The organism is Brucella sp. BE17 (assembly GCF_039545455.1).
Classification (GTDB): Bacteria; Pseudomonadota; Alphaproteobacteria; order Rhizobiales; family Rhizobiaceae; genus Brucella.
In genome coordinates this window covers 518,541-544,771 of record NZ_CP154468.1, presented here as the reverse complement: position 1 = coordinate 544,771, position 26,231 = coordinate 518,541, and the positions used below count along the sequence as shown (strand labels likewise).

The following is a 26,231-nucleotide window of genomic DNA, read 5'->3' as shown; positions in this document are numbered from 1 at the left end:
GGCAACCTTTTGTTTTGGCTCGTCAAAGGGTGTAGTTGGCAGACCACTGCTCAAGGACGGTCTTATACGGTTTAATGAAGTTCTCTTCAGCGAATTTTCCCTGCTCAACAGCAAGCCGGCCACGCTCTTCGCGATCATAGACCACGCGTGTTAGTGAATAGTCCTCATGCTTTAGACTTGGCTGAAAGCGATACCCAGCTACGGAATTGGCGTTGTAAATCTCAGGCCGATAGATTTTCTGAAAAGTTTCCATCGTGCTGATTGTGCCGATAAGCTCAAGATTAGTGTAGTCATTGAGGAGATCGCCAACAAAATAGAAAGCGAAAGGCGCAACACTGTTCGGCGGCATGAAGAAGCGAACCTGCAGCCCCATTTTTTGAAAGTACTGGTCCGTCGAAGATAATTCATTCTGCTGATATTCAACACCCAATACGGGATGGTGATTTCCAATGCGGTGATACGTCTTGCTGCTGGATGCACTCAAGCATATGACCGGCGGCTTACGAAAATGCTCTTTGTAAGCATGGGAATTGAGAAAACATTTGAACAGTTTTCCATGCAGATCGCCGAAGTCATCCGGAGCGCTGAATGCGGGGCGCCCCTTATTGTATTCGGGCAGCACGACGCTGAAGTCATAATCTCGAACATACGAAGAGAAATTATTCCCTACGATGCCTTCGACGCGTTGATTTGTCTTCCGATCGACGATATTCGTTTGCAAGATTTCAATCAGTGGGAAAGCATCCTGATTGTCTTCCGCATCAATATTCATCTCGACCGAAATGATTTCGAGTTCTACAGAATAACGATCGCCTTTGGGATTATCCCAATGCGCCAGAGCGTTGAAACGATTGTCAATCATCTTCAAGGTGTTACGGAGGTTCTCCTGGCGGTTCTCCCCTCTGGCCAAATTAGCGAAATTCGTCGTGATACGCGTATTGTCTGCGGGATGATAGTTCTCATCAAAACGATGGCTCTTGAGGCAGAACGTAAAAGCGTGACGCATCGCGATCCGCTGGCGATCGACGGCTGGCTTGCCCTTGGTGGCGACTGAAATTGCAGTTTGAGACATGGCTCACCCCGATGAGTTGGGGGCATGGGTCAGCGAACTCATAGCGATACATACCGCTACGCGGCCTTCGCTACGGCACACCGGGACACCCCGCCCGTGGACGTTATTTCACCAAGGCAGGTCTCCTGGCTCACGGCTATTGCTCTGGTCCGTCTTCCCAGGAAAAACCCCAGTGACATTGTGGACATAAGCTTGCCGCTTACAGTTGCGGGGGCAGCGCCGGCTTTCCCGAATGGGACGGGGCACCGACTTCCCTCTTAGCCCCGGCGTGTCGCAAACGACCACCGGAGAACCTAGGCATGGTGAACTTCCAGCATCTGACGCAGATTGTCAAGAGAACATAAAGAAATGTTTATATCTTTAAGTCATATATGATAATGTCAAATTATTCTGTATATGAAATTTTCATCCGCTTCCCGGCCCCTCATTGCCTAAATCCGGAGCTGTCCCACGACTATAGGCGGCGAGCCGACACGATATGCCACTGGCGCACAGCACGCATGGAAAGCGAAAAACAGATAACCCGCCCGGACCGCTCGCCTATTCTGGCCGCTGGCGGCGTGTCGGGAGCATATTTCCGCAAGGGTGATACCGTCGCTTCGTACATTGATTGGTACGGAAGGTTTGTTCTTTATATTCGGCCGCCAAGGCTGCTGATGCCCAAAGGTAGGTCGCGATGATGAAAGTTTAGAGCCGCAAATTGGCCGCCCCATGAGGAAAAATGCGCTTTAGCACTCCTGATCGTCTTTTAGGAAGTAGATGTCTGCGGCACAGATTTCTGTCTCATCTTCGCTTCCTTTGATGGAGCTATAATGAGCCGAAAATCCTCTTCTTAACTAAATCAATTTCGTCTCAAGGGTGATGCTCCGCCACAGTCTCTACAATAAACCAAAATAGAAACATTCAGCGTGCCGTATGGTAGCGTGCACATTCTACGGAGTTTGCGATGATGATTTTTAGCCTGCTGCCATATCGCGGCGCCAATCTTACCGGCACTGTAATATGGTTGAGATGGTCACCCATTCGCCGCGAGAACCGGGCAGGCCGTCGTCCACATCCAGTCTAACTTAAAACGGCAAACAGCAATTCAAGCTGCCAGCGCCTTTGCGTTTCACCATCCTCTAGCCTCATTTCTCATTGGGCGCTCAGATAACCACAATCTCGCCTCTGCTATCGCATGTGGCGCTGGGTGTCGTCACGGGACCGGCATAACCAGCCGGATAGCTGATCGTTACACCGGGCTTAGCGACAAAAATGTAAGGCCGTCATCAAGCGCAGCCAAGACATAGACTTTCATACCTACTTAACAAAATTGGAACGATCATAGGCCTTACGAGTTCAATAAGTGAACATTCATGCAGAGAGGAGAATTGTAATGGTCAAAACTACACTTCTGACAGCGGCGTGTGCACTCGTAATAAGCGTGCCAGCACTTGCGCAAACGGCGTCGCCGGATACCGCACCGATGCCAGCGACAGAGGCACCAGCCCAACAGGAAATGCCCGTTGCCACCAAGAACATGTTCGGTGCAGCATCAACAGAGGGCGCTGAGGCAAATACAATTGGCTTCTTAGAAGCAAAAGATGGGCAGGTTCTGGTATCCAGCTTCATTGGTCAAAGCGTTTATGAAAGTGACGCCACCGACGCTCAGTCAATCGGCAAACTCAATGATCTGATAATAAGCACTGAAGGCAAAGTCGAAGCCGCTGTTATCGGTGTTGGCGGGTTCCTTGGTATCGGCGAAAAAGACGTCGCCGTTAGCCCAGACGTCATGCAACTCGCTACGCGTAGCGATGGCAACACATGGCTGGTTCTAACCACATCTAAGGAGCAGTTGGATAGCGCTCCTGAGTTTGACCGGTCGAAGCACTTTCCGCAGGGTGTCGCAGACCCCAATGCCGCAAACGAACCTGAAGCAACCGCACCTGAAACACCTGCAACCGGCACAACGACGCCTGCTCCTGCACAGTAGACAGTAGATTTCCTGACTTACAACTCAATGGCGCATGAGCGCCATTGAGTATTACTAAACCTTAAACGACAAATATTTACCGATTAAATACCTGTAGAGAATACAAATATGGTTACCTCTACCATCTCAAAAAATGCAAGTCGAGTATAGCACACGCATGCTGATGCAGAGGCTGAGCTGGTCAAGGCTTACGTGCATACGCCGGTTATTGCTCACTGTCACCATCTGCTCGCCCAGCTTGCCGAATGCGGGTCGATGGGGAAATATGGGGGCAAGCTGTCGCGGCACTGTCTGACTGGGAAAAGGCGGCGCTAACCATGGCCGCTGATGGTAAAACTGGAAATTATGAACGGCCTGGTTGTCATTTGGCTAAAAATATTTCTGCTGTAAAGGCGGAAACAATCACTGATTGCCGCCAGTGATAATCTTGCGCAAGCAATAAAAAAAGCTTCAACTCAGAGTCTATACTCCACATAATTATCATTCAGGTGTATCAAAGAGTTGCAGTGAAAATACGCGACCCAGGTTTTGTGGCGGCCCGGCTTATTAGCTCGGCGTCACCGCTGAACCCGGTAAATAATGGCGAGGCAGGAAATTGTTGCCCTGTGAAGGTTGCTGTTCGTTGCAAGCCTTAAAAAAAATGCAGTATCGTTATGCACACGAGTGCGACCTACCTGCATAATTAGCAGGAACAATCTGTCACATTGTGGTCGGGACCGACTAAACCGGCGCGATAGGCTTGGGCTCGGCCGTTACGATTGCCGCATGCGGCTCGCATGCGCCTGGCAACTCCATAGACGTAAAGAAGATTGTCGGCGATTACGTCAACGCCTGCACCCTGCACATCAAAGCAACGTCTGCCGAAGCTCACCGGATCGTGGTCGCCAGAGCAGTAGACATTACCTGCACAACGCGCGAGCTGGTGCTCACCCCCAATGATGCGGCCAGCTGGGATATCTTGAACGAGCCCTATAATATTATCGAAAAGCAGAGTGCGGGGAGTGTGGTGGCTCGGTTCGACACCCCCTACATGCAAGAACCTGCTCTTGCTTGATGCGCTGATGGCTTATGACGCAATCGATTTTGGCGGAACGGGTCGGAGTGATGGGAATTTTGCGATTTTCCATTGTCCGCTCCATCAGGCCGACGGGCCAGCATTCTGGTTAAGGAAACCTGCCTCGGCCCTGGCGATGATAGCGCGGCGTTCAATGGTGTTGGAATAAATCCATTAACCGTTACGATCCTCGAAATAGGGCTTAGTAACCTACGGATACCCTATCTCTCCGTTGTTTGGGATTTTAATGACCAGTTAGAATTAATTCTGCATGCACCAGCTTGCATAAACTAAAATTCGGCAACCTTACCCCATGCGCTACGATTCAACCGTTCAGGTTTGTACGGACTCGGATCAACAATCGGTTTTCTTCCCAAAATCAGGTCTGCAATCATATGTCCTGCGCCAGGGCCGATGCCGAAACCATGGCCACTGAAACCTGCAGCCAGAATGAAGCCCGGAACGGCTTCGACCTCACCAATCGCCGGTACACCGTCCGGCGTGCTGTCGATATAACCCGCCCATCGGTTGGCAATCGGTATTCTTGCAAGCTCTGGCAGCAGGTCGCTCGCTCTTTTATATGTCAGGCTAATCTGCCCCTCATCCGGCTTGGGATTGAGAATGCGGTTTCGTTCCATCGGTGTGATCTTATCGAGCGACCATTTTTTCAGCAATTCGTGGCCAGAGCACCAGCCCTGAATGCCCCCCGGCGCAAGACTTCGCCAGCGACGCGTGAACATAGGTATGAATTCGCGGCTGAAACGCAATTGCTGCGGCGTTACATCGACACGAGCCTTTCCGCTGATCGCAAGCGTATAACCGCCATCATAGCGCCGCGTGAGCGACACCTGCGAAGTATGCAATGCATCCGGCAGGCCAACGGCACCCGGCGCAACGGATAAGATCGACGCACGGACCGCAGCCTGTGGAAACCGAATGTCAAGCTGATTGCAGAAGGACGATGCCCATGCGCCTCCCGCCATCACCACGGTTTTCGTCTTAATAGTGCCTGCTTCGGTCACAACACCGCTAACGTGTCCCCCGCTCAGTTCAAGACCGCGCGCTGCACAGTCCTGATGAACGCTGCCGCCTGCGGCCATGATACCACGTGCAACGACAGGAACCGCGCGTGAAGGATCAGCAACACCGTCAGTCGGTGAGAAAACGCCACCTTTCCAGCTGCGCCCGGTCGCTTTACCGCACTCTGCCGCTTCCGTTGCGCTCAACATATTTGTGGTGACACCAACAGTTTTTGCAAAATCACCCCAGCGCGCCCAGCCCGCAATCTCCGCTTCGTCCTGCGACAGATAAAGAAGACCGCAACGACGAAAACCAGGATCTTCACCCGTTTCCTCTGCGATTTTATCCCAAAGCTCTAAGCTCCTGGTCGCCATCGGAAGCTCGCGAGCATCTCGATTTTGCTGGCGGCACCAGCCCCAGTTGCGGCTCGATTGTTCGGCTGCAATGCGGCCCTTTTCAATCAGTGTAACCTTCAGGCCACCGCGGGCGAGGTAATAGGCTGTAAACACTCCAACAACACCGCCGCCAATCACAACCACATCCGCTGCATCTGGTATAGATGGGCTGGTTTCAATGTGCATTAGCGGTGCAGACATGTGTGGAACTCCAGTGTTTTGCATATCCTAATACCAGCTGCGCCATGGAGTGCATCGGAGTTAGCATCTGCACAGAATTTCGTGTGGTTTGCTGTGGTTGCGACAGGTGATTATTGCGTACAAAGCATGCCTGCTTCGCTCGATCACTGAATTTGGAAAACCACCTATAGTGAGATTGCAGCTTGAAGCGAAAAAGATGATAATCTGATTTTAGAATACAGCGTAAGTGGTTTTGCAATGAAGCTCGACAAAATCGACATAAAAATTCTATCCGAAATGCAGAAAAATGGACGGATAACTAATGTCGAATTGGCAGAACTCGTCAATCTTTCACCCAGCCCTTGCTTGATGCGAGTGAAGAAGCTGCAATCGGAAGGCTTTATCACCGGATATTCGGCACAGATCAATGTTTCGAAACTGGGCCAGACATTGACGGTATTTACAGAGATAACGCTCAAGAACCACCGCCAGATCGATTTTGCGCGTTTTCTGGCAACTGTTGAAAAGATTGATTCCGTTATTGAATGCCATCTGGTTTCGGGCGGTTACGATTATCTAATGAAATTCGTGACCGCCGGCATTGTAGAATATCAGACGATCATGGAACGCCTGATCGATATGGATGTCGGCATCGACAAATACTTCAGCTTTGTCGTTCTCAAGTCACCCATCGTGAAAGCACATTTGCCGCTTGACATGATGTTCTCAGAATAGCGCGCTGATCTCAGCTTCTAGTGAACGTCCTGACGAGTTCTGGGTCTTGTTGCAAACTATCGAGCCAGTCGGTGTTGAGTTTTGGCACTGAAGAGAACAGGAGCCGCGAGTAAGGATGGATGGCCGCGCTGCCCATCATATCCGGGCTTAGCTGCTCAACCTTTTCCCCGGCATACATGACCACAACTTCGTCGCAGATCGCGCGCACGGTCGAGAGGTCATGACTAATGAAGAGGTATGACAGTAAGAGTTCCCGCTGAAGCTCCTTGAGCAGATCAATAATTGCGGCAGCGACAACCGTATCGAGCGCCGAGGTGATCTCATCACAGATGATCATCTTGGGGTCAGCAGCAAGTGCGCGTGCAAGGTTGATGCGCTGTTTCTGCCCGCCGGAAAGCTCACCCGGCCTGCGGTAACGCATAGTGCGCGGAATCCGCACCATATCGAGCAACTGATCGATTCTGGTATCCCTGCGTTTACCATTCATGCCATGATAAAATGACAACGGGCGCGCAAGAATATCGGCAATCGACTTGGCAGGATTGAGCGCTGTATCGGCAAACTGAAAGACAATCTGCAATTCGCGCAATTGCTCGCGCGTGCGATGACGCAGATCGCTTTGCATTTCCTTGCCTTCAAAGATTATCTTTCCGCGCGAGGCTGGCAGAATACCAGCGATAACGCGAGCAAGCGTAGACTTACCGCAACCGGATTCTCCGACGATGCCGAGATTTCGTCCACGCGATAGCTCAAGACTGATATTGTTGACCGCAATCATCGCCGGGTCACCGGACTTCCCAACGATCCCATAACCCGCAAGCGCGTTATCAACGACCAGAAGCGGTGATGGCTTTTCAGCCTCGGCAATTTCTGGCCGCGCATGCAAAACCGGTTCAAAGGCTGCAAGCAGTTCCTGCGTATAAGGATGCTGCGGATTATGCAGAATATCCTGTGTAGAACCGACCTCCTGAACTTCACCGCTTTTGAGCACGACGATGCGGTCTGCAATTTGGGCGACAACAGCGAGGTCATGCGAGACATAAACGCCAGCAATATGCTCCTTCTTCATCACCGATTTGAACGCCCGCAAGACTTCAATTTGCGTCGTCACATCAAGCGCGGTTGTAGGTTCATCGAATATCACGAGCTTTGGGTCGCCGATAAGCGCCATTGCCGCCGAAAGCCGCTGTAACTGTCCCCCCGATACCTGATGAGGATAACGGTCGCCGATTGTTTCAGGGTTTGGCAGGGCAAGCGCTTTGAACAATTCAATCGCCTTCCTACGCGCCTCTGGTTTCGAAAGCAGCTTATGGATTTTGGTGACCTCAATGACCTGATCCATGATGCGATGTGCAGGATTGAAGGATGCCGCCGCACTTTGTGGCACATAAGATACGTCCGTGCCGCGCTTCTTCGAGCGCTTACGCTCTGAGAGAGCGACGATATTGTGATTAGCCACTTCAATACTGCCACTCACAATCCGGCAACCAGGGCGAGTATAGCCCATAAGCGTCAGCGCAATTGTGGTTTTCCCGGAGCCGCTCTCGCCGATAAGGGCAACGATTTCACCTTCCGCAATTTCAAAGCTAACGTCACGAATGATTTCTACCGTACGGCCTGAATCGGTCTTTGCATCCACGCGCAGGTTTTTGATCTCAACAAGATTGCTCATTCATTCACTCCTGTCGCGGATCTTCTGTGGTAGATTATCAATGAGCAGATTGACGCTGATTGTGAGGCTCGCAATGGCAATGGATGGAAACACTACAGCTGGGGCGGCGAATGACAGTCCGCCAATGTTTTCCTTAACCAAAGCACCCCAGTCGGCAAATGGTGGCTGAACGCCCAGACCAAGAAAAGACATGCTCGACAATAACAGCACAATGAACACAAAACGCAGACCAAAATCGGCCAGCACTGGTCCGATGATGCCGGGCAGAATTTCCGAGCGTATAAGATAGCCGATCTTTTCGCCACGCGCGCGAGCAACCGTCACATAGTCCATCGTATTGATGTTGATCGCCAGTGCGCGCGCAAAGCGATAACTGCCGGGCGTATAGATGATGGCCATGGTGGTGATCAGGATCGGGATCGATGAACCAACACCTGCCACGATAACCAGTGCGAGAATTTTGCTTGGGATGGATGTCAGGGCATCAAGAAAGCGGCTCAATGCTGAATCAAACCAGCCGCCGATAACTGCTGCCATCATGCCGAGCGTTACGCCAAAAAAGCAGGCCAAACACACTGCTGCAAGCGATATACCAACGGTGAAGCGTGCGCCATAGATAATGCGGGAAAGCATATCACGGCCAAGATAATCCGTGCCGAGCGGGAACTGTGCACTCATGGGTCCAAAAAAGTCGAAATCGACGATTTCACCCACCGGATGGGGGGCGATCCAGGGCGCAAAAATGGCAACCAATGCCCAGCCCAGAATAATCAGGAACGAAACCGTGCCGATCAGATTAACCCGATAACCAAAGCGTGGAGACTTTGTCTTTCGCTGACTTGAAACGGAAGCGGTCATGATTATCGCAGCCTCGGGTTGGAAACGATAGCAATGATGTCTGCTATCGTAATGAGCAGGAGATAGCCAAAGCAGAAGATCATCGCGCAAGTCTGGATAAGCGGCAGATCACGCGTTGCGACAGCATCGAGCATCAGTTTGGCTATGCCGGGATAATTGAAGATGGTTTCGACAATGATGACGCCTCCCAGCAGATAAGAAAGCGAAAGGGCAACCGCATTGACGATTGGTCCGAGCGCATTTGGCAAAGCATGAATGATCACCATTCGACTGCGTGACGCACCTTTGAGAAGCGCCATTTCCACATAGGGCGTGTTGAGTGTTTCAAGAACAGCTGCGCGCGTCATGCGGATCATCTGCGCTGAAATCACAAAGCTCAAAGTGATCACAGGCATGGCGAAGACTTTGAGCAGGCCGATGAAAGACGTGACTTCATTGGCCATTGAAAGGGCTGGAAACCAGCCAAGGTAGACTGCAAATACAATCACAGCGATAGTCGCGACCATGAATTCGGGAACCGAAATAACCGAGATCGTGATGATGGATACAACGCGATCATAAATCGTACCGCGCATGATGGCCGCAGTAATACCGAGAAACAGTGCAATCGGCACCGATATTGCAGCCGTTACGCCAGCAAGTTTGAGCGAGTTGATAAGCCTGCTGCCGATGAGATCAGCAATTGGCAGATTATTGGCATAGGACACACCAAGGTCGCCGGTCAGCAGATTGCCCAGCCAGTAGATAAAGCGCAGGAATGCAGGCTGATCGAGATTCATGGCATGACGAAGTCCCGCAACAGCCTCAGGTGTCGCCGACTGCCCGAGAAGAATTTCTGCCACATCACCCGGAAGCATCGAAGTTGCAAAAAAAATCGTAAACGCAACAATCAGAAGCGTAACAAAGGCAACCACAAGCCGTTTGGCAATCAAAATCAGAAAAGGCGACTTCATGGTCATGCGTGGCCTAATATTTTGGGGAAAGGATCAGTTCGGGCAAATTTCATACTTTGCCCGAACTCGAAGAGCGAAACACCTATGTAAAATCAGGCTTCCAGCCAAGCATGTTCGGCAAATGTATAGCCCATCATACCGCCCAGTGGATTAGGCTCTAAACCTTTGAGCTTCGGCGAAATTGCATCGACATTCGACATAAAGACGGGAATGACCGTTCCAGCTTCATTGGAAACCATGGTCTGCATCTCGCCATAGATTTCCTTGCGCTTGCCTTCATCAAGCAGGCCACGGGCTTCAAGCAGCATCGAGTCGAATTTATCAGATTTATATTGGCTTTCGTTCCACGGCGCATCGGACTTATAGAGCAGCGAGAACAGAATATCCGGCGTCGGGCGTGCGTTAATATTGCCGTAATGAACAGCATCTTTCAGCCAATGGTTTGACCAGTAACCGTCCGACGGTACGCGATCAATAGCGATTTTCTGACCGATGGTTGATGCGGCCTGTTGAAGGACCATTGCATAATCGAGAGAGGATGATGCGGCTTCTGCAGCAGTAATGCGAATTTCCTGACCAAGCATGCCGGCCTTATCAAGCAGGGATTTTGCACGGTCCGGATCAAACGCGCGCTGCTCAAGTTCGGCATTGAAGTATTTGCTGGTTGCTGGCACCGGCTGATCATTGGCAATCTCTGCAAGACCACGCAGCACAGACTTCTGGATGACTTCACGATTGGTGAGATATTTCAGCGCTTCAGCCACCCCAGCCTTATCGCCCGGCGCCATATCGAGGCGAACATTAAGATTGGTATAGGTACCAAGCTTCGAGATAAAGAGGCTCGCAGCAGGGTTATTTTCAAGTACGCGCAGCGAACGGGGATTAAGATTAGCACCAAGCTGAATATCGCCGGAAAGTACCGCATTCATGCGGGCGCTCTCATCAGAGATCGCAAAAAATTCGAAGGAATCAAGGTGCGGTCCGCTACTCTTCCAGTAATTCTCGTTGCGCGCAGCAATTGAACGAACACCAGGCTGGAACTCTTTTAGGACAAATGCACCCGTGCCATTGCCCTTTGAAAAATCCGTCGTGCCATCTGCAACGATCATGAAATGATGCAGCGAAAGAATGGTTGGAAGATCGGCATTTGCGCTTTCAAGCGTGATCTCTGCTGTGGTGTCGTCAATCTTCTTGACGCCCGTGATCTGCTTGGCAATCGCATTGACCTTAGAGCCAACTGCGGGATCGAGGTGACGCTGAAGCGAGAAAACCACATCATCTGCGCTCAGGGACTTGCCATCGTGGAATGTAACACCCTTACGCAGCTTAACCGTCCAGACCTTTGCATCTGCGCTTTCTACGCTTTCAGCAAGCTCCATCTGTGTTTCGCCATGACCATCGAGGAAAGTCAGGCGATTATAAAGTGCACAGCAACGAACATAGTCGGTTGCATTGGAGGCTTTAGCAGGATCAAGCGTATCGGCAGTGGACGCGCTAAAGCCAGCAGCCTTAATAAAACCGCCTTTTACCGGCGTCGCGGCATAAGTGGAGGTAGCACGACCCAGGATCGTTGCGCTCGCCGCAACCGCAACGCCACCCATCAGCATCATCTGCAACAATTCACGCCGGGTTGCTCCGCGACGTATTGCATTTTCAATCATCCGGTCATCGGAAGACGTCCAGTTGGTAATCTTCTCGCTCATAGCAGTTCCCCTTGATTAACAGTTGCATGGGATGCGCCGGTTTATTTTCACCGGTTACACCGTGTTCAGAAATTCATTCGCAGCAACGCCGAATTAAAGTGCGAACGAAAAAACACATCGAGTTAAGGAACTGCCATACGCCTGACGCGCATTATTCGATCATCCAAACTCAATCCAGTAGATTGCTTTTCGTCTTCACCTTTTGCAGCATTATTAGTTTGTTATGAACACGCGCATTAATTGCGCTGAATTGATGAAGGACTGCAGCATAATATTGCGAATCTCGCGCGCTGACGAAATTCCGCCTTGCAAGCTTATGCCGCTGCCCTCAAAATCTAACCTTTCATCGCAGCGCGAACATCTTCGTCAGCAAGTGTCTGGTCCAGCGTTTTGCGCGTGCGTTCGATAATCGCATCAATGTCGTCATCGGTGCAGCAAAGCGGCGGCGCATAACCAAGAACGCCATTGGCAAAGGCGCGGATGACAAGGCCGTTGTCCCATGCACGGTCAAAAATACGGCGAGCCGGATCGGCGGATGCGGGAAGCGGCGTCTTGCGCTCCTTGTCAGTTACCAACTCAATGGCTGCCAGCATACCGCGACCACGGACATCGCCGACCAGGGGGTGAGCGGAAAGCGACTGCAAGCCCGCCATAAGGCGCTGGCCTGCCTCGCGGCCATTTTCAAGCAATCCATTTTCATAAAGGCGCAGGCACTCAAGACCAACCGCGGCACTGACCGGGTGTGCGGAATAGGTATAACCGTGACCAACTGCGGCCTTACCTGCGCCGTCGGCAATGGTATTGTAAACATGCTCAGACATAAAGAGCGCGCCCATCGGCACATAACCCGACGTCAGTCCCTTGGCAGTGGTGATGAAATCTGGCACCACATTGTCTTCGGAGCACGCAAAAAGCGGGCCCGTGCGGCCAAATCCGGTGATAACTTCGTCAACAATGAACAGAACGTCATATTCTTTGCAAAGCGCATGCATGGCCTTGAGCCAGCCCGCTGGAGGCACAAGGACACCGCCCGAGCCCTGGATAGGTTCAACATAAAATGCTGCGACGCGTTCTGCACCCAGTTCTTCAATCTTTGCGCGGAGAGCTGCTACGGAGGCATCAATGATCGCCTGCGGATCGGTGCCGACCGGGTTGCGATAAGCATAGTGCGATGGAATTTTATGCTGCCAGTCGTATGGCACACCAAAACCCGCATGGAATGCCGGAAGCGCCGTCAGTCCGGACCCGGCAGTTGACGAACCATGATAGCCATACTCAACCGAAATGAACTGGTCTTTCTGTGGCGTACCTCTGGCATGATAATAGTAACGAATGTAGCGGATCGTACTGTCAATCGCATCGGATCCGCCAAGCGTGAAATAGACATGATTGAGATCACCCGGCGCACGATCAGCCAGTTCGGCAGCCAGGCGGATAGCTGGCTCTGAACCCAGACCAAAATAGCCCGTTGCATAGGGAAGTTCTCGTAGCTGCTTTGTTGCAGCTTCCACAATGCTGTCCTGCCCATAGCCAGCATTGACGCACCAAAGACCCGCAAAGCCGTCGAGCAGCGTATGACCGGATGTATCAGTAACTGTTGCACCCTTGCCGGACTTCAATACACGCACACCAGTCGTTTCGTGACTGCGGAAAGATGAAACGGGATGCACCAGATGGGCGCGATCAAGTTCGACCAACGAATTACTCAGCATAACATTCTCCAGATCAACCTAAAGCCTGATTTACAAGCGCATATGTGCGAGACTCACTGCCGTTATTTTTTTCGATGTGCTCAGCTGTACGGCGCATCGGTATCCCGCCCCCGACATGAACAAGCCCACGCGAGGTGAGCCAGTCGGCAAGATTTGTTGCAATGTTTGTATCAACGCGAACAAACTCACCCGCATGCTGCGCAAGCAAAAAATCAATCAGCGAACGCGCGTCTTCACCGGTCTTTGCAACAACAGGACCAATGACAAGCCCACGCCCAAAGGCGCGAATTCCAGCAAATGCATCGGCTTGATCGTCTTTGCGAATAACTGCAAATTGCGCGGTCTCATTCAAAAGCTGCATGGTATTCATACGATTATGGCCGGTTGCCGAGTGATCTAGCTCCACCAGGCGTAAAAAATCATCACCTGTTGCCCAGCTGATATTGCCCGGCGCATCGACTTTTACAGCCAGTCCCTGATGCTGGACGATCTCACCATATGCTACAAAGCCGAGCTTTTCATAAAGCGGCAGGCCGTCGTGTGTCGCAACAAGCAAACACGTTTGCCCTGCGGCGGCATCAAGTGCTGCCTGCATCAACTTGCGACCGAGACCCTTTCCGCGCGTGGCTTCATCGACAATAACCATATTGACGGCCGCAACATCGTCACCTAGCGGCGTGCACATTGCCGTGCCGACGACACGTCCATCTTCAAGTGCAACAATCCCATTGCTCAGCGTCAGCACAAAGACCCAGTCTTCACGACGATGCGGCCAGCCGGCCTGTTGCGACAAAACAACAGCACCATCCAGATGATCCAGCGTCATTGGTTCCAGAGTGATTTGCGATGCGGTCATGGCTGTTTCCGAGAGAGTTCTTCATGAACTCAAATTAGAATGACGCTTGCAGCAGTTCATCCCGACCAACATCCATATCCAGCAGGTTTTCACTGTCCTTCGATACTACCACCGCATCTTATGCCGCGTGCTCGATCGGATAACGACTGCAATCGATCCATTGCACCTGCCTCAACGCAGTACAGACAAAACTCTCTGCCAAAGCTCGATCGAGATACGGAACAATCTGCTTTGCACTCCTATGAATGCAGTGATTAGTCCATTCGCCGCTCATTATGATGTATGAGGACGGCACACCAGTGCCTGCAAGGCTTGGAAGGATCAAAAATCATGGCCCAGTTTAGACCAAAATACATCACTTTTGATTGCTACGGCACACTGACCAATTTCCAGATGGCCGAAGCTGCACGCGATCTCTATGGCAAACAGCTTGATGAAGAGCGCATGCAACAGTTCATCAAAAACTTTGCAGCCTATCGACTTGATGAAATCCTCGGCGACTGGAAGCCTTATAATGAAGTCGTGCACAATGCGATTGAGCGTGCCTGCAAGAAGAACAAGGTAACATTCAATGTTGAAGATGCGCGCACAGTGTATGAAAGCGTTCCAACCTGGGGTCCACATGCTGATGTACCAGCCGGACTTTCCAAAGTGGCAAAGGAAATCCCGCTCGTCATTCTTTCAAACTCGATGAATGAGCAGATCCACCACAATGTCGAAAAACTCGGCGCACCGTTCCATGCTGTTTATACAGCGCAACAGGCGCAGGCTTACAAGCCACGCTTCAAGGCGTTCGAATATATGCTCGATCAGCTGAACGCCAACCCGGAAGACATTCTGCACGTCTCGTCATCGTTCCGCTACGACCTGATGTCAGCGCATGATTTGGGCATCAAGAACAAGGTCTGGGTCAATCGCGGTCACGAGCCGGCAAATCCTTATTACGGTTATACCGAGATCAAGGACATTTCCGGCCTTGCAGGCGTAGTCGGTCTCTAACTAATTGTGTGACGCTTATCTCGAATACGTTCGCAGAGTTTTCGGGACGCGCTCTGATCAGGACCAAGAAAGATGCAACTCAAGCCTTACTGGCACGACACGACCCCCTCTTTTACAGCAGCGGAAAAGAACCCTCCGGAAGGGCATTATGATGTCGCCATTATCGGCGGAGGCTTTACGGGGCTTTCGGCTGCATTGCATCTTGCCAAAGCGGGCAGCCGTGTTGCGATCTTTGAAACTGGCCTTATTGGCTCCGGCGCTTCGGGGCGCAATGGTGGTCATCTCAACAACGGCCTTGCACACAGTTTTATCGCTGCAAAAAAACACCTTGGCGCAGAACGCGCCAGGGCTCTTTACAAGGCTTTTGACGATTCCGTCGACACCATCGAACGCATCGTTGCGGAAGAAAATATCGATTGTTCGTTCAGACGCGCCGGCAAGTTGAAACTGGCTTCTAAGCCGGCCCATTTTGATGGCCTTGCACGCAATTTCGAAGCTATTCATGCGGAAGTCGACCCTGATACAGCGCTTTTGCATCGCGATCAATTATCGGGTGAAGTCGGCTCGAATGATTTCCACGGCGCCATGCTTTCCAAAAAAAGCGCCATGATGCACATGGGTCGATATGTAACCGGTTTGGCAGACGCGGCAGCGCGTTACGGCGCTCTCATTTTTGAAAACACCACCGTTCATGAGCGTAAAAAGCTCGATGGCCAACATCAGATCGTAACATCCCGCGGCAAGGTGACTGCTGACAACGTTATTCTCGCAACTGGTGCATACACAAGCGACAGTTTCTCCTATTTCCGCAAGCGCATTATTTCCGTTGGCAGTTTCATCATTGCAACGCGGCCACTGACACAGAGCGAGATTGCCGCCACTATGCCCGGCAATCGCACCTACGTTACATCGATGAATATCGGTAATTATTTCCGGCTCGCACCCGATAATCGTATGATTTTTGGTGGGCGCGCGCGTTTCTCAACGACGTCCGACCAGCGATCCGACAACAAAAGCGGCGCAATTTTGCGCGAAAGCCTCGTCAAGATTTTTCCACATCTTGCCAATGTTGAAATCGACTATTGCTGGGGTGGCCTTGTCGATATGACACAGGACCGCTATCCGCGCGCAGGCTTTGCCGATGGCATCTGGTATGGGATGGGCTATTCCGGCCATGGCGCACAAATGTCTACGCAAATAGGCATTTATCTTGCAGACGCAATCCTCGGGCGTGGCGACAACAATCCAATTTCGGGCCTCGAATGGCCGACCATTCCAGGCTATTCTGGCAGGCCGTGGTTTCTGCCGTTGGTCGGTCTTTATTACAAAATGCTCGACAAGTTTCAATAAAGTCGAAAAAGGGCGGTTAAACCGCCCTTTTTGTGTCCTATAATCCGCCAACATGCAGCGTTTTGATTTCGAGATATTCTTCAATACCGAGCTTCGATCCTTCACGACCAAGGCCGGACTGCTTGACACCACCAAATGGTGCCACTTCAGTTGAAATCAGGCCCGTGTTCAAACCAATCATACCGAATTCCAGCGCTTCCGAAACACGCCATGACCGCTTGAGACTTTCAGTGAAAAAATAGGCTGCCAGACCAAAGGGCGTGCTGTTAGCAATTTCAATAGCTTCCTCTTCCGTTTCAAAACGGAAAAGCGGTGCGACAGGTCCAAACGTTTCCTCAGATGCGAGCAGCATATCGGTCGTGGCGTCGCCTAGCACGATTGGTCGCGCATATTGCCGACCTTCCGGCATATTGTCGCTTTGCGCAAGAATTTTTGCACCACGACCCAAGGCATCATTGACATGACGCTCGATCTTTTCGATCGCTGCTTGATTGATCATTGGGCCAATCACCACGCCTTTTTCTGTGCCCACCCCCACCTTCATTTGGGCAACGCGGCTTGAAAGTTTGGCGGCAAAAGCATCATAGATACCAGCCTGCACAAGAATACGGTTCGAGCAAACGCATGTCTGTCCGCCATTTCGGAATTTTGAGGCAATAGCCCCTTCCACAGCCTGATCGAGATCAGCATCGTCAAACACGATGAACGGTGCATTGCCGCCCAGTTCAAGGCTCAGGCGTTTGATACTGTCAGCAGCCCCCTTCATCAGCAGCGAGCCGACACGCGTCGACCCGGTGAATGAAATTTTGCGCACGGTTTCATTGGACACCAGCTCATTGCCAATTTCCGTCGGCATGCCGGTGACAATATTAATGACACCTGCTGGAATTCCGGCCTGTTCCGCAAGAACACCAAGCGCCAATGCTGAAAATGGCGTGAACTCTGAAGGTTTGATGACGACTGTGCAACCGGCCGCAAGTGCCGGGGCCACTTTGCGCGTGATCATCGCATTCGGAAAATTCCACGGTGTAATGATCGCACAAACGCCAACTGCTTCCTTAAGCACCAGAATACGGCGATCTTCCGTTGGTGAAGGAATAGTGCCGCCCTCAATGCGACGGGCTTCTTCTGCAAACCACTTCACAAAGGATGCGCCGTAGCGGATTTCGCCGAGCGCTTCATTGAGCGGCTTGCCTTGTTCAAGCGTCAGGAGCATTGCAAGGTCCTGCTCGTGCTCAACCATCAGTGCAAACCAGCGCTCCAGAAGCGCCGCACGTTCTGCATGGGTTTTCTTTTTCCATGGCTTGAGAGACGCCTGAGCGGCGTCAATCGCCGCGCGGGTTTCCGTGGCCCCCATATCGGGGATTGTACCCAGAGTGCCAAGGCTTGCCGGGTTGGTGACGTCAACGGTAGCGCCTGACACTGCATCCTGCCAGACACCGCCGATGAGGCCCTGCTGCCGGAAAAGTCCTTGATATTTCAACATTCACATTCGTCCTTTTTATACCAGTGCCGAAAGCACAGCTTGCGTGATCGCATCCGTCTTGTCTTTGCCAGCAACTGTTCCAATACCGTTCGACGTCACCATTTCAATTGCGCTCATCACATCTTTTGCTGCCTGCTGTTCACCCAGATGCTCAAGCATCATCGCGCCTGACCAAATAGCTGCAATCGGATTGGCAATACCAAGATGCGCAATATCAGGCGCAGAACCATGCACCGGCTCAAACATCGAAGGCGCTGTGCGGTCCGGATTGATATTGGCAGAGGCTGCATAGCCAAGACCGCCCTGAATGGCAGCGCCCAGATCGGTCAGAATATCGCCAAATAGATTGGAAGCCACGATGACATCAAGACTTTCCGGTGCCATCACCATCCGTGCCGCCATGGCATCAATGTGATAATGCGAGACTTCGACATCGGGATATTCTTGAGCGACATCTTTTGTTACCTCGTCCCAGAACACCATCGAATATTTCTGCGCATTGGACTTCGTGACCGAAGCAAGCTTTTTACGACGCAAGCGTGCCTGCTCGAAACCAAAGCGGATAATACGCTCAACGCCAATGCGGGTGAAAACCGCTGTTTCCACGGCAACCTCTTCCTTGGTGCCGGAATGAACGCGCCCACCGGCACCTGAATATTCACCTTCCGTGTTTTCGCGAATGCAAAGAATATCAAAACCTTCGGAGCGAAGCGGCCCTGTCACGCCCGGCAAAAGTCTATGGGGGCGGATATTGGCATATTGCACAAACGCCTTACGGATAGGCAACAGCAGTCCGTGCAGAGACACAGAATCCGGTACTTCCGCAGGCCAGCCGACGGCTCCGAGGTAAATCGCATCAAATTTGCGCAAGGTCTCGATGCCATCCGCAGGCATCATAGCGCCGGTTTCATGATAATGGGCGCAAGACCACGGAAAGCTGGTGCCTTCAAGCTTAAAGCCATTGCGTTTTGAAGCCACCTGCAAAACCTGCCACGTTGCGTCCGTGACATTCTTGCCAATACCGTCGCCCGGGATCAAAGCAATCGAATAGGTTGTCATTCAGAGTTTTCCTTAAAGATCGATCAGCACGCTTTTGGACTTGCGATTTGCGAGATAGGCTTCACGCCCGAGATCCTTGCCAATACCAGAACTTTTATAGCCACCTGTTGGCAAAATATGATCGCGCGAGCGACCATAGCGATTGACCCAGATGGTGCCTGCCTGCAACGCTTTGGTAACACGGATAGCGCGAGACAGATCGCGCGTGAAAAGACCCGCCGCCAGCCCGTAAATCGGGTGATCAGCGAGAGCAAGTGCCTCTTCCTCGTGTTTGAAAGTCTGGATCGTCAGGACGGGACCGAAGATTTCTTCTGCAACAGCAGGCGAGTTTTCATCGACACCACGAAGCAGCGTTGGCTCATAAAAATAGCCTTCACGATCCATTCGTTTCCCGCCAAAAACGCACTCCGCGCCAAGACTTGCTGTTTTCTGAACGATCTCATCGATACGGCTGATCTGGCGTTCTGAAATGATAGGCGAATATTGCGTCTTCTCGTCCCAAGTCACCCCAGGCTTGATATCAGCCATATGACGCGCAATGGCTTCGCTCAAAGAATCCGCAATTTCTTCAGCAACGATCAGGCGGGATCCGGCCACACAAGCCTGTCCGGCATTACTCAAGATTCCGCGCGTGATGGCAGAAGCAGCCAAGTCCAGATCGGCATCAGCGAATACAACTTGCGGGCTTTTTCCACCAAGCTCCAGCGTCATCGGCTTTACAGCTGTACGCGCAATATTCTGCATAATCGCAGCACCTGCTGCCGTCGATCCGGTAAAGCTGACTTTGGAAATACCAGGGTGGCCGGTAATGGCATTGCCTGTAACAGGTCCGTCGCCCAGTACAATATTAATAAGTCCGGCCGGAATACCTGCTTTAGCTGCAAGTTCAGCCATATAAAGCGTGGAAAATGGCGTGATTTCAGAGGGTTTAAGCACAACCGCATTGCCCGCAGCCAGTGCCGGACCAAGCTTCCAGCCCGACATGGAAATCGGAAAATTCCACGGCGTAATTGCACCAATCACACCATAAGGCTCACTTAGCGTCATGCCGAATGTGCCGGTGCTCGTCGGAACGACCTCGCTGCCTTCCTTGTCCGCAAATTCGGCAAAGAAACGGATTTGTTCAGCCGTAACCGCAATATCGCCTTCGATGAGATGCGCGATTGGCCGCGTTGATGAAACTGCTTCCAATCGCGCAAGTGTCAGTGCCTCCTGCTCAATCAGATCGGCCCAACGATGCATGGCATTGAGCCTTTCTCGCGGGCGAGCATCGGCCCACCCGCTCGACTTCAACGCAGCCTTGGCAGCCTGCACAGCACGGTCAACCAACGCGTCGCCGGCAATTGGACAGTCACCATAGGCTTTGCCATCGGAAGGCCTACGCATTTCGAGACCACCTGTGGCATCAATGTGCTCCCCACCAATGTAATGATAAAATGGAAGTTCAAGCGCTTCAGGATTGAAGCTTAAAGTCATGGCGCACCTCACATTTTCGTTGAGTCAAAGAATAGAGCCCAAGGCACCGCATTTTTGATCAAGAATAGCCCGCTTGACGGCTTTTATGCACGTCAAGCGGGTTTTATGCGGCGGATTATTCTGACTTACTCGTAGACGCAGAGGTAAATCTTGCGCACGGTTTCAATCGTACGCCAAACCCCAATAAAGCCCGGCTTCATAACAAAGCTATCGCCTGCGCGATATGTCTTTGTTTCACCATCTTTTTCCTCAATTTCAACGAGACCAGAAAGGATATGGCAAAATTCCAGTGTTGTTCCTTTAATAGAGTGAGTTTCGCCTGGCGTTGCTTCCCAAACCCCCGTCAAAACCTTATCGTTCTTTGAAGCATCCTGTGCCCATGTCTTGAATTCAGGCGAGCCCGAAATAAGGCGATCCGGCGTTGGCAACGCTTCTTTCGGTGTAAAATCGGGATTTGGATCGATGGTAATCAGAAGAGACATGACGTTTCCCTTAGAGTTAATAACCTCGTGTGCGATCGATTAAGCCGATCAGCTTGTCTCCAGCCAGATGGCGCTGGATATTTTCGATGATTGATCTTGCGGCCGTAAGCGGTTGCGTAATGGAAGCGATATGCGGTGTGATCAGTACTTTAGGGTGCGACCAAAGCGGATGCGCCGCAGGCAGTGGTTCTGGATCGGTCACATCAAGCATTGCTGCTGCGAGATGGCCGTTATCAAGCGCCTCTATAAGTGCCTTTTGATCGAGCTGAGGCCCGCGGCCTGCATGCAGCAAGCGAGCACCCTTTGGTAGTATGGCAAACAGGTCGGCATTCAAAATACCGCGTGTTTCATCCGTCAACGGTAGCAGGCAAATCAAAATATCGGTTTGACGAAGGAATCTTGCAAACTGTTCGTCGCCGAAAAAACACTCAACACCCTCAATATCTTTTCGGCTGCGGCTCCACCCACTTATTCGAAACTGAAATGGCAACAACCGTTCAATTGCTGCTTTTGCAAGTATTCCCAGGCCTAGGAAACCAATACGGCGTTGGCTGGCCTGTAGCGTCATAAGCGCCTGCCATTCCTCATTTTTCTGCTGTTCGCGATAGGCAATAGATTCTCGATGCAGGGTCAGCACGCCAAGCGTCACATATTCCTGCATCATACGAATAATCCCATCCTCGACCATACGGACGAGTTTCACATGCGCAGGCACGGTTCCAGGTTTGAACTGATCAACGCCAGCACCAATCGAGAAAAGCACTTCGAGATTGCGATATCGTGCAATATCGTCTGGCACTACCCAACTGATCAGATAGCGGATTTGGTCTGGATCAACGTCTTCACCCGCCTGAAAAAACTCCACATCAGGCAACGAGCGCTCAAAGGCTTCGCGAAAAATAGCACCGCGTACGGTATCGGAATTAAAAAGAAACGCCATAAAATTCTGCCGCCAATTGGATTTATTTGGTCAGGCGCATGCCGAGATCGTCGATCATTTTCTGACACGCATGAAGTTCGCTCATTTCGATATATTCATTGGGTCGATGCGCTCGCCCAATGTCGCCAGGGCCGCAGATAATCGCATCAATACCTGCCTGCTGAAAAAGCCCCGCCTCTGTACCATAACTCACCGCAGCCAATGTTTCCTGGCCGGTTAATTCCACCATCAACTGTGACAGTGCGCTCTCTCTCGAAAGCGATAAGGCTGGGTAAGCACTCACCTCATACCAATGAACTTCAAATCCATCGGCCCGCAGAGCTAACAATTCTTCCTTGACAGGCTCTAGCAGAGCTATAGGCGAAGCGCCGGAAATTGCGCGTACCTCAATATCGGCTGCACAACTGTCGGGAATGATATTGACGGCCTGTCCGCCGGCGACAACGCCGAACTGCAAAGATGAGTAAGGCGGCTCGAAATTATTGTCGCAAGCCCCGTTTTTCAGCGTTTTTCCGTAGATTACAGCCTGCGCAATAACATTTGCCATAGCATGAACGGCGTTCAACCCCAGATCGGGGCGCGATGAATGTCCAGATCGACCGATAACTTCAAGTCGAGCGGCAGCCTTGCCCTTATGCGCACGCACAGCCTGCATCCGGCTTGGCTCGCCAATAATGGCGCCAAGCGGCTTCGCGCAAAGGCTTGGAAGGGCAGAGAGAAGATGCGGGACGCCGCGACAGCCTGCTTCCTCATCGTAAGAAAATACCAGATGCACGGGACACTTTAAATCACCCGCTGCAAATTTGGGCAATGCCGCCAGAGCACATGCCAGAAATCCCTTCATATCCGTGGTACCACGACCATAGAGCCTTTCGCCGTCCTTATGGAGCTTGAATGGGTCAGTCGACCATTCAGCTTCACCGGCAGGAACCACATCTGTATGACCAGAAAGAATATAACCAGGAATATCACGCGGACCGATTGTTATGAACAGATTTGCCCTATTGCCCTCTGGTCCGGGAAGCACATTGACTTCGGCTCCGTGAGTTTTAGCATAATGACTGATCCAGCCGACAATTGCGTCATTTGCCGTCCCAACAACGGAGGGAAAGCCGATCAATGCGGCGAGAATTTCTTCAACGTTCATGAACACCACATGCAAAATTACTTTTCGGAGCTTCTATAAAGATTAAAAAGTTGATGAAGTGTTCCGTGCTGAATAAGGCCAAGCTTTAAACAAAGATTGGGAATTGAACTCTCCGAGAAGCAATTCCTGCTGCCAGCCTTATGAGAAGATGCGGCGAATTATGCCTGCTGGACTATTTGCATTCGTGGGCAGGATGAAAACGCTGCATACTTGCAGGTCTGAGTATTGGGATAGGATGCGGATAGGCTGATATGCAGAATTCAGTTCAACTGAAGTCGTTCGAATTGGTTGCAAGCGACATTGCAAATGTCGATGTCAACTTGCTGCATGCGCTTTCAATGGGCGTTCGGTGGCCACACCGCCCCAATGACTGGCAGCAAACTCTGCAAACAGGCCAAGGTATTGTAGCGGTTGACGGCATTGGCAGAGTTTTTGGCAGTGCGATGTGGTTTCCATACGGAGATGATTTTGCAACAATCGGGATGGTGATCACCTCGCCGCGCATGCAGGCCCAAGGTAACGGGCGCTGGCTTATGGAGCAGGTTCTTGAGCGTTGCACCGGCCGTAATCTCAGCCTGAATGCGACCGAAGCCGCCTACAATCTTTATACTTCGATGGGCTTTAGAGATGAAGCCATCGTTTATCAGTGTCAAGGTGAAGTCGCGCTTGCACTTCCGCAGTTGCCACCACTGGAAGGAGAGCTCGTTCCTCTTTCAGCAGAACATCTGGACGCAATCGCAAAACTTGACGAAGTCGCATTCGGTGTGAATCGTATTCAACTGCTAAAATTGATCGCCGATAAGGCGAATATTTACGGACTCAGGCGCAACGATCAGTTTGTAGGCTTTTCTTTTTGCCGGGAATTTGGACGTGGAAAGTTCATCGGGCCCATCATTGCGAACGACGACTATGACGCAATTCAACTGGTGGCAGTTCACTTGCAGGGCCTCAAGCGCAAATTTGTGCGCGTCGACACACGAGAAAACTACGGAGCTTTTGCCGATTATATAGCGCAATGCGGACTCGGCATTTTTGGAACCGTGACCACAATGTCAAAGGGCAAGCCATTTCTAAACAGAAGAACGGGTGAACCTTGGGTCTTCGGGCTAGCTGCTCACGGCTGGGGATAGTTTTACCGCCAGGTGCCTCTTACTGGCTGCAATGCATCCTCAGGTCCCCGCCGATTACATTGCTATGATAGCATTAATGTCATTCTTAAGCCCTGCAATAATCTCGTCCCCCACTTCAGTAACAACCGGGCGAACAGGCCTGTCGCGCAAACGCCCAAGATGGCACTTGCGATGCGTTGTTAGAAGACGACCATGCGCTGATAGAAATACCTGCGTGCATATCCTCTTATGGAGTTGCCCGCACATCATAACGAGGAGGTGTCGAATGACTGAAGCACAGCCATGATATATGCACTCTGGACCTTAAATAAAATCGGTTTACTACCATGATTATGCATGAATTGCGTGATCTTAATAAACCAGCGCATTTTCGTGCATTCAAGCCATCCTGATCTCAGTTTTTTTAAAGCGGAACGTTGGATCGGAATCTTGTCAGTGTTAACCGCGAAGTCTGTCCAAGAGCGCCATACAAAATCGATCGTCGTTCTTGGCCAAGGACGGTTCAGCCTAAATCGTCCGCATTCTGTGCAATGACCTGTGCGGTGCTAGTATTTGCACCGCACAAGAAAGTTTAAGGTAGAACTGTTTCGTGACACTCATCCAATAAGCTTGAGAAGCGCTGGCACGCTCAGCACGGCGGCGTAATAGCCCATGAACTGCACGCCGGTATTCATACCCAGAACACGATACAGCAGCCCTCCGACGAGTCCCACGGTCGTGATCACCAGAAGCGCCAGCACGCCGCCTTCCCAAAGGCCGATAACCAGAACCAGTCCAACAAATGTGGCGATGATCGCTTCATGGCTGATATATTTTGCAACAAAGACCGCAGCACTACGCGCATGGTTCATGGCGAAGGGATAGGCAATAGCAGCCGCAATCACCACCGATATCAAGCCCCAGATCAGGAACTCAGACACCGAGAGCATCGTGTGCAGGTTTTCGATCGCACCGGTTTCATTGTTCACCGTAAAGCGCGGTGGTGCATTGAACAAAGGCGCTGCAGGTCCAGCTGCAACGGGGCTCAGCGGCAGACCAAAGGCAATCAGCGGGATCAGGGCTTCGGCAATATAGGTGGACTCGGTCACGCCATTACGCACGGCGAGAACGGAGGTCAGCCGGTGATAGGCGTGTTTGATACGTGCCCCCACAACTTCGCCCGCAATCACCGTCATGGCAACGGGGCTGAAGACGAAGGTTGCACTGGTGACTGCCGCAGCGGCGGCTGTAGTACGCACCTGACTGCGGTCGAGCACGCGGAACGGATTGGGGAAATAACCGCCCCAACCTTTGACATCCGGAGCAAGTGTCGTCTCACGCAGCTCACTGCGGTTCATGCGTTTACGCTCAAGGGGGGAAGCCGCAGAAACCAGCTCTGCCACCAATGGGCCTACAGCGATGCCAAGGAAATAGCTGACGCCGAGTTTTATATCATGCGCGCTCGTAAAGCCCTGCAATGCAACGATGAGCAATGTGAAGGGAATAAGTGCGATAATCGATGCCCAGCGCCCGGCCGAAAAATAAGCAATCAACAGCGAGGCCGCAATGAATAGCCAAGGCGCGGACGCCGTAATGTAGCTGCCGAAAGGCGCAAGGATTACCGCGAAAAGCACCGCCAGCGGCACCGCAATAAAGGCCGAGATAACCGAACCGGCCAGCATCTTGCGCAAGGCGATATGTGGTGCGCCCAGATTACGCAGTGCGGACGCCTGCTGCAACAATGGCAGCGCCATCGTATCACCGGGAATACCCAGAAGGGCTGTCGGCACGGCATGGGTCATATGTTTGGAAACCGCCGCGCACATCCAGAATGTAAAAACGCCCGCAGGCGGCGCCCCGAGCAGCACGACCAGAAGCGTCACAGGTGCGATGGTTGTCGTCTCATCGGTGCCGGAAATCAGTCCGATTGCCGAGAACAGCACGGCACCGAGCAATCCAAGGCCCAACGCCACGAGAATTTCATAAAACAAGCCGTCCATT

21 protein-coding genes and 1 riboswitch are annotated in these 26,231 nt (G+C 51.7%); of the genes, 6 read left to right on the top strand and 15 right to left on the bottom strand.

Annotated elements, in window-relative coordinates; genetic code table 11:
• Positions 1–22: 22 nt before the first annotated feature.
• The gene (locus AAIB41_RS13880; protein WP_343316078.1) at positions 23–1,006 is read right to left on the bottom strand and encodes a DUF1852 domain-containing protein; all 984 of its coding nucleotides are present in this window, start codon (positions 1,004–1,006) and stop codon (positions 23–25) included.
• A 163-nt stretch (positions 1,007–1,169) separates the two neighbouring features.
• A riboswitch (cobalamin riboswitch) is annotated at positions 1,170–1,384 on the bottom strand.
• A 1,063-nt stretch (positions 1,385–2,447) separates the two neighbouring features.
• On the opposite strand from AAIB41_RS13880, the gene AAIB41_RS13875 reads away from it, so the two are divergent.
• The gene (locus AAIB41_RS13875; RefSeq protein WP_343315870.1) at positions 2,448–3,044 is read left to right on the top strand and encodes a PRC-barrel domain-containing protein; all 597 of its coding nucleotides are present in this window, start codon (positions 2,448–2,450) and stop codon (positions 3,042–3,044) included.
• 739 nt (positions 3,045–3,783) lie between these two features.
• Entirely contained in the window at positions 3,784–4,098 is a 315-nt protein-coding gene (locus tag AAIB41_RS13870; RefSeq protein ID WP_343315869.1) for a hypothetical protein, read from the top strand.
• Between the two features lie 290 nt (positions 4,099–4,388).
• Here AAIB41_RS13870 and AAIB41_RS13865 read toward each other — a convergent pair whose 3' ends face one another.
• Complete coding sequence (locus tag AAIB41_RS13865; protein WP_343315868.1) at positions 4,389–5,714, bottom strand: FAD-binding oxidoreductase; 1,326 nt, start codon at positions 5,712–5,714, stop codon at positions 4,389–4,391.
• A 237-nt stretch (positions 5,715–5,951) separates the two neighbouring features.
• On the opposite strand from AAIB41_RS13865, the gene AAIB41_RS13860 reads away from it, so the two are divergent.
• Positions 5,952–6,428, top strand: a complete 477-nt coding sequence (locus AAIB41_RS13860) for an Lrp/AsnC family transcriptional regulator (RefSeq protein ID WP_343315867.1) — start codon at positions 5,952–5,954, stop codon at positions 6,426–6,428.
• A gap of 10 nt (positions 6,429–6,438) precedes the next feature.
• Here AAIB41_RS13860 and AAIB41_RS13855 read toward each other — a convergent pair whose 3' ends face one another.
• From AAIB41_RS13855 to AAIB41_RS13830, 6 genes are all read right to left on the bottom strand, one after another.
• Positions 6,439–8,100 (bottom strand): ABC transporter ATP-binding protein, encoded by a 1,662-nt coding sequence (locus AAIB41_RS13855; protein ID WP_343315866.1) that lies wholly within the window; start codon positions 8,098–8,100, stop codon positions 6,439–6,441.
• Positions 8,101–8,964 (bottom strand): ABC transporter permease, encoded by an 864-nt coding sequence (locus tag AAIB41_RS13850; RefSeq protein ID WP_343316077.1) that lies wholly within the window; start codon positions 8,962–8,964, stop codon positions 8,101–8,103.
• Entirely contained in the window at positions 8,961–9,911 is a 951-nt protein-coding gene (locus tag AAIB41_RS13845; protein WP_343316076.1) for an ABC transporter permease, read from the bottom strand. The genes AAIB41_RS13850 and AAIB41_RS13845 overlap by 4 nt, the downstream gene beginning before the upstream one ends.
• Positions 9,912–10,003: 92 nt before the next feature.
• Positions 10,004–11,614 (bottom strand): ABC transporter substrate-binding protein, encoded by a 1,611-nt coding sequence (locus AAIB41_RS13840; RefSeq protein WP_343315865.1) that lies wholly within the window; start codon positions 11,612–11,614, stop codon positions 10,004–10,006.
• A 335-nt stretch (positions 11,615–11,949) separates the two neighbouring features.
• A complete protein-coding gene (locus AAIB41_RS13835; protein ID WP_343315864.1) occupies positions 11,950–13,326 on the bottom strand; it encodes an aspartate aminotransferase family protein in 1,377 nt (458 codons plus the stop codon).
• 13 nt (positions 13,327–13,339) lie between these two features.
• A complete protein-coding gene (locus AAIB41_RS13830; RefSeq protein ID WP_343315863.1) occupies positions 13,340–14,182 on the bottom strand; it encodes a GNAT family N-acetyltransferase in 843 nt (280 codons plus the stop codon).
• Positions 14,183–14,512: 330 nt separating this feature from the next.
• Between AAIB41_RS13830 and AAIB41_RS13825 the strand changes: the two genes are divergently transcribed.
• Both AAIB41_RS13825 and AAIB41_RS13820 read left to right on the top strand, forming a co-directional pair.
• Positions 14,513–15,181: a haloacid dehalogenase type II gene (locus AAIB41_RS13825; protein ID WP_343315862.1), complete on the top strand. Its 669-nt coding sequence runs from the start codon at positions 14,513–14,515 to the stop codon at positions 15,179–15,181.
• Positions 15,182–15,253: 72 nt separating this feature from the next.
• Entirely contained in the window at positions 15,254–16,531 is a 1,278-nt protein-coding gene (locus AAIB41_RS13820) for an FAD-binding oxidoreductase (protein ID WP_343315861.1), read from the top strand.
• 37 nt (positions 16,532–16,568) lie between these two features.
• Here AAIB41_RS13820 and AAIB41_RS13815 read toward each other — a convergent pair whose 3' ends face one another.
• The 6 genes from AAIB41_RS13815 to argE all read right to left on the bottom strand — a co-directional run bounded on the left by AAIB41_RS13815 (position 16,569) and on the right by argE (position 23,121).
• A complete protein-coding gene (locus AAIB41_RS13815) occupies positions 16,569–18,017 on the bottom strand; it encodes an NAD-dependent succinate-semialdehyde dehydrogenase (protein WP_343315860.1) in 1,449 nt (482 codons plus the stop codon).
• A gap of 15 nt (positions 18,018–18,032) precedes the next feature.
• Complete coding sequence (locus tag AAIB41_RS13810) at positions 18,033–19,076, bottom strand: tartrate dehydrogenase (protein WP_343315859.1); 1,044 nt, start codon at positions 19,074–19,076, stop codon at positions 18,033–18,035.
• A 12-nt stretch (positions 19,077–19,088) separates the two neighbouring features.
• A complete protein-coding gene (locus tag AAIB41_RS13805; RefSeq protein WP_343315858.1) occupies positions 19,089–20,552 on the bottom strand; it encodes an aldehyde dehydrogenase family protein in 1,464 nt (487 codons plus the stop codon).
• 125 nt (positions 20,553–20,677) lie between these two features.
• On the bottom strand, positions 20,678–21,034 hold the full coding sequence (locus tag AAIB41_RS13800) for a cupin domain-containing protein (RefSeq protein ID WP_343315857.1): 357 nt from the start codon (positions 21,032–21,034) through the stop codon (positions 20,678–20,680).
• A gap of 16 nt (positions 21,035–21,050) precedes the next feature.
• Entirely contained in the window at positions 21,051–21,974 is a 924-nt protein-coding gene (locus AAIB41_RS13795; protein ID WP_343315856.1) for a glyoxylate/hydroxypyruvate reductase A, read from the bottom strand.
• Positions 21,975–21,996: 22 nt separating this feature from the next.
• On the bottom strand, positions 21,997–23,121 hold the full coding sequence (gene argE, locus AAIB41_RS13790) for an acetylornithine deacetylase (protein ID WP_343315855.1): 1,125 nt from the start codon (positions 23,119–23,121) through the stop codon (positions 21,997–21,999).
• 251 nt (positions 23,122–23,372) lie between these two features.
• Between argE and AAIB41_RS13785 the strand changes: the two genes are divergently transcribed.
• Positions 23,373–24,251 (top strand): GNAT family N-acetyltransferase, encoded by an 879-nt coding sequence (locus tag AAIB41_RS13785; RefSeq protein ID WP_343315854.1) that lies wholly within the window; start codon positions 23,373–23,375, stop codon positions 24,249–24,251.
• 596 nt (positions 24,252–24,847) lie between these two features.
• Here AAIB41_RS13785 and AAIB41_RS13780 read toward each other — a convergent pair.
• The gene (locus tag AAIB41_RS13780; RefSeq protein ID WP_343315853.1) at positions 24,848–26,230 is read right to left on the bottom strand and encodes a tripartite tricarboxylate transporter permease; all 1,383 of its coding nucleotides are present in this window, start codon (positions 26,228–26,230) and stop codon (positions 24,848–24,850) included.
• Position 26,231: the final 1 nt, after the last annotated feature.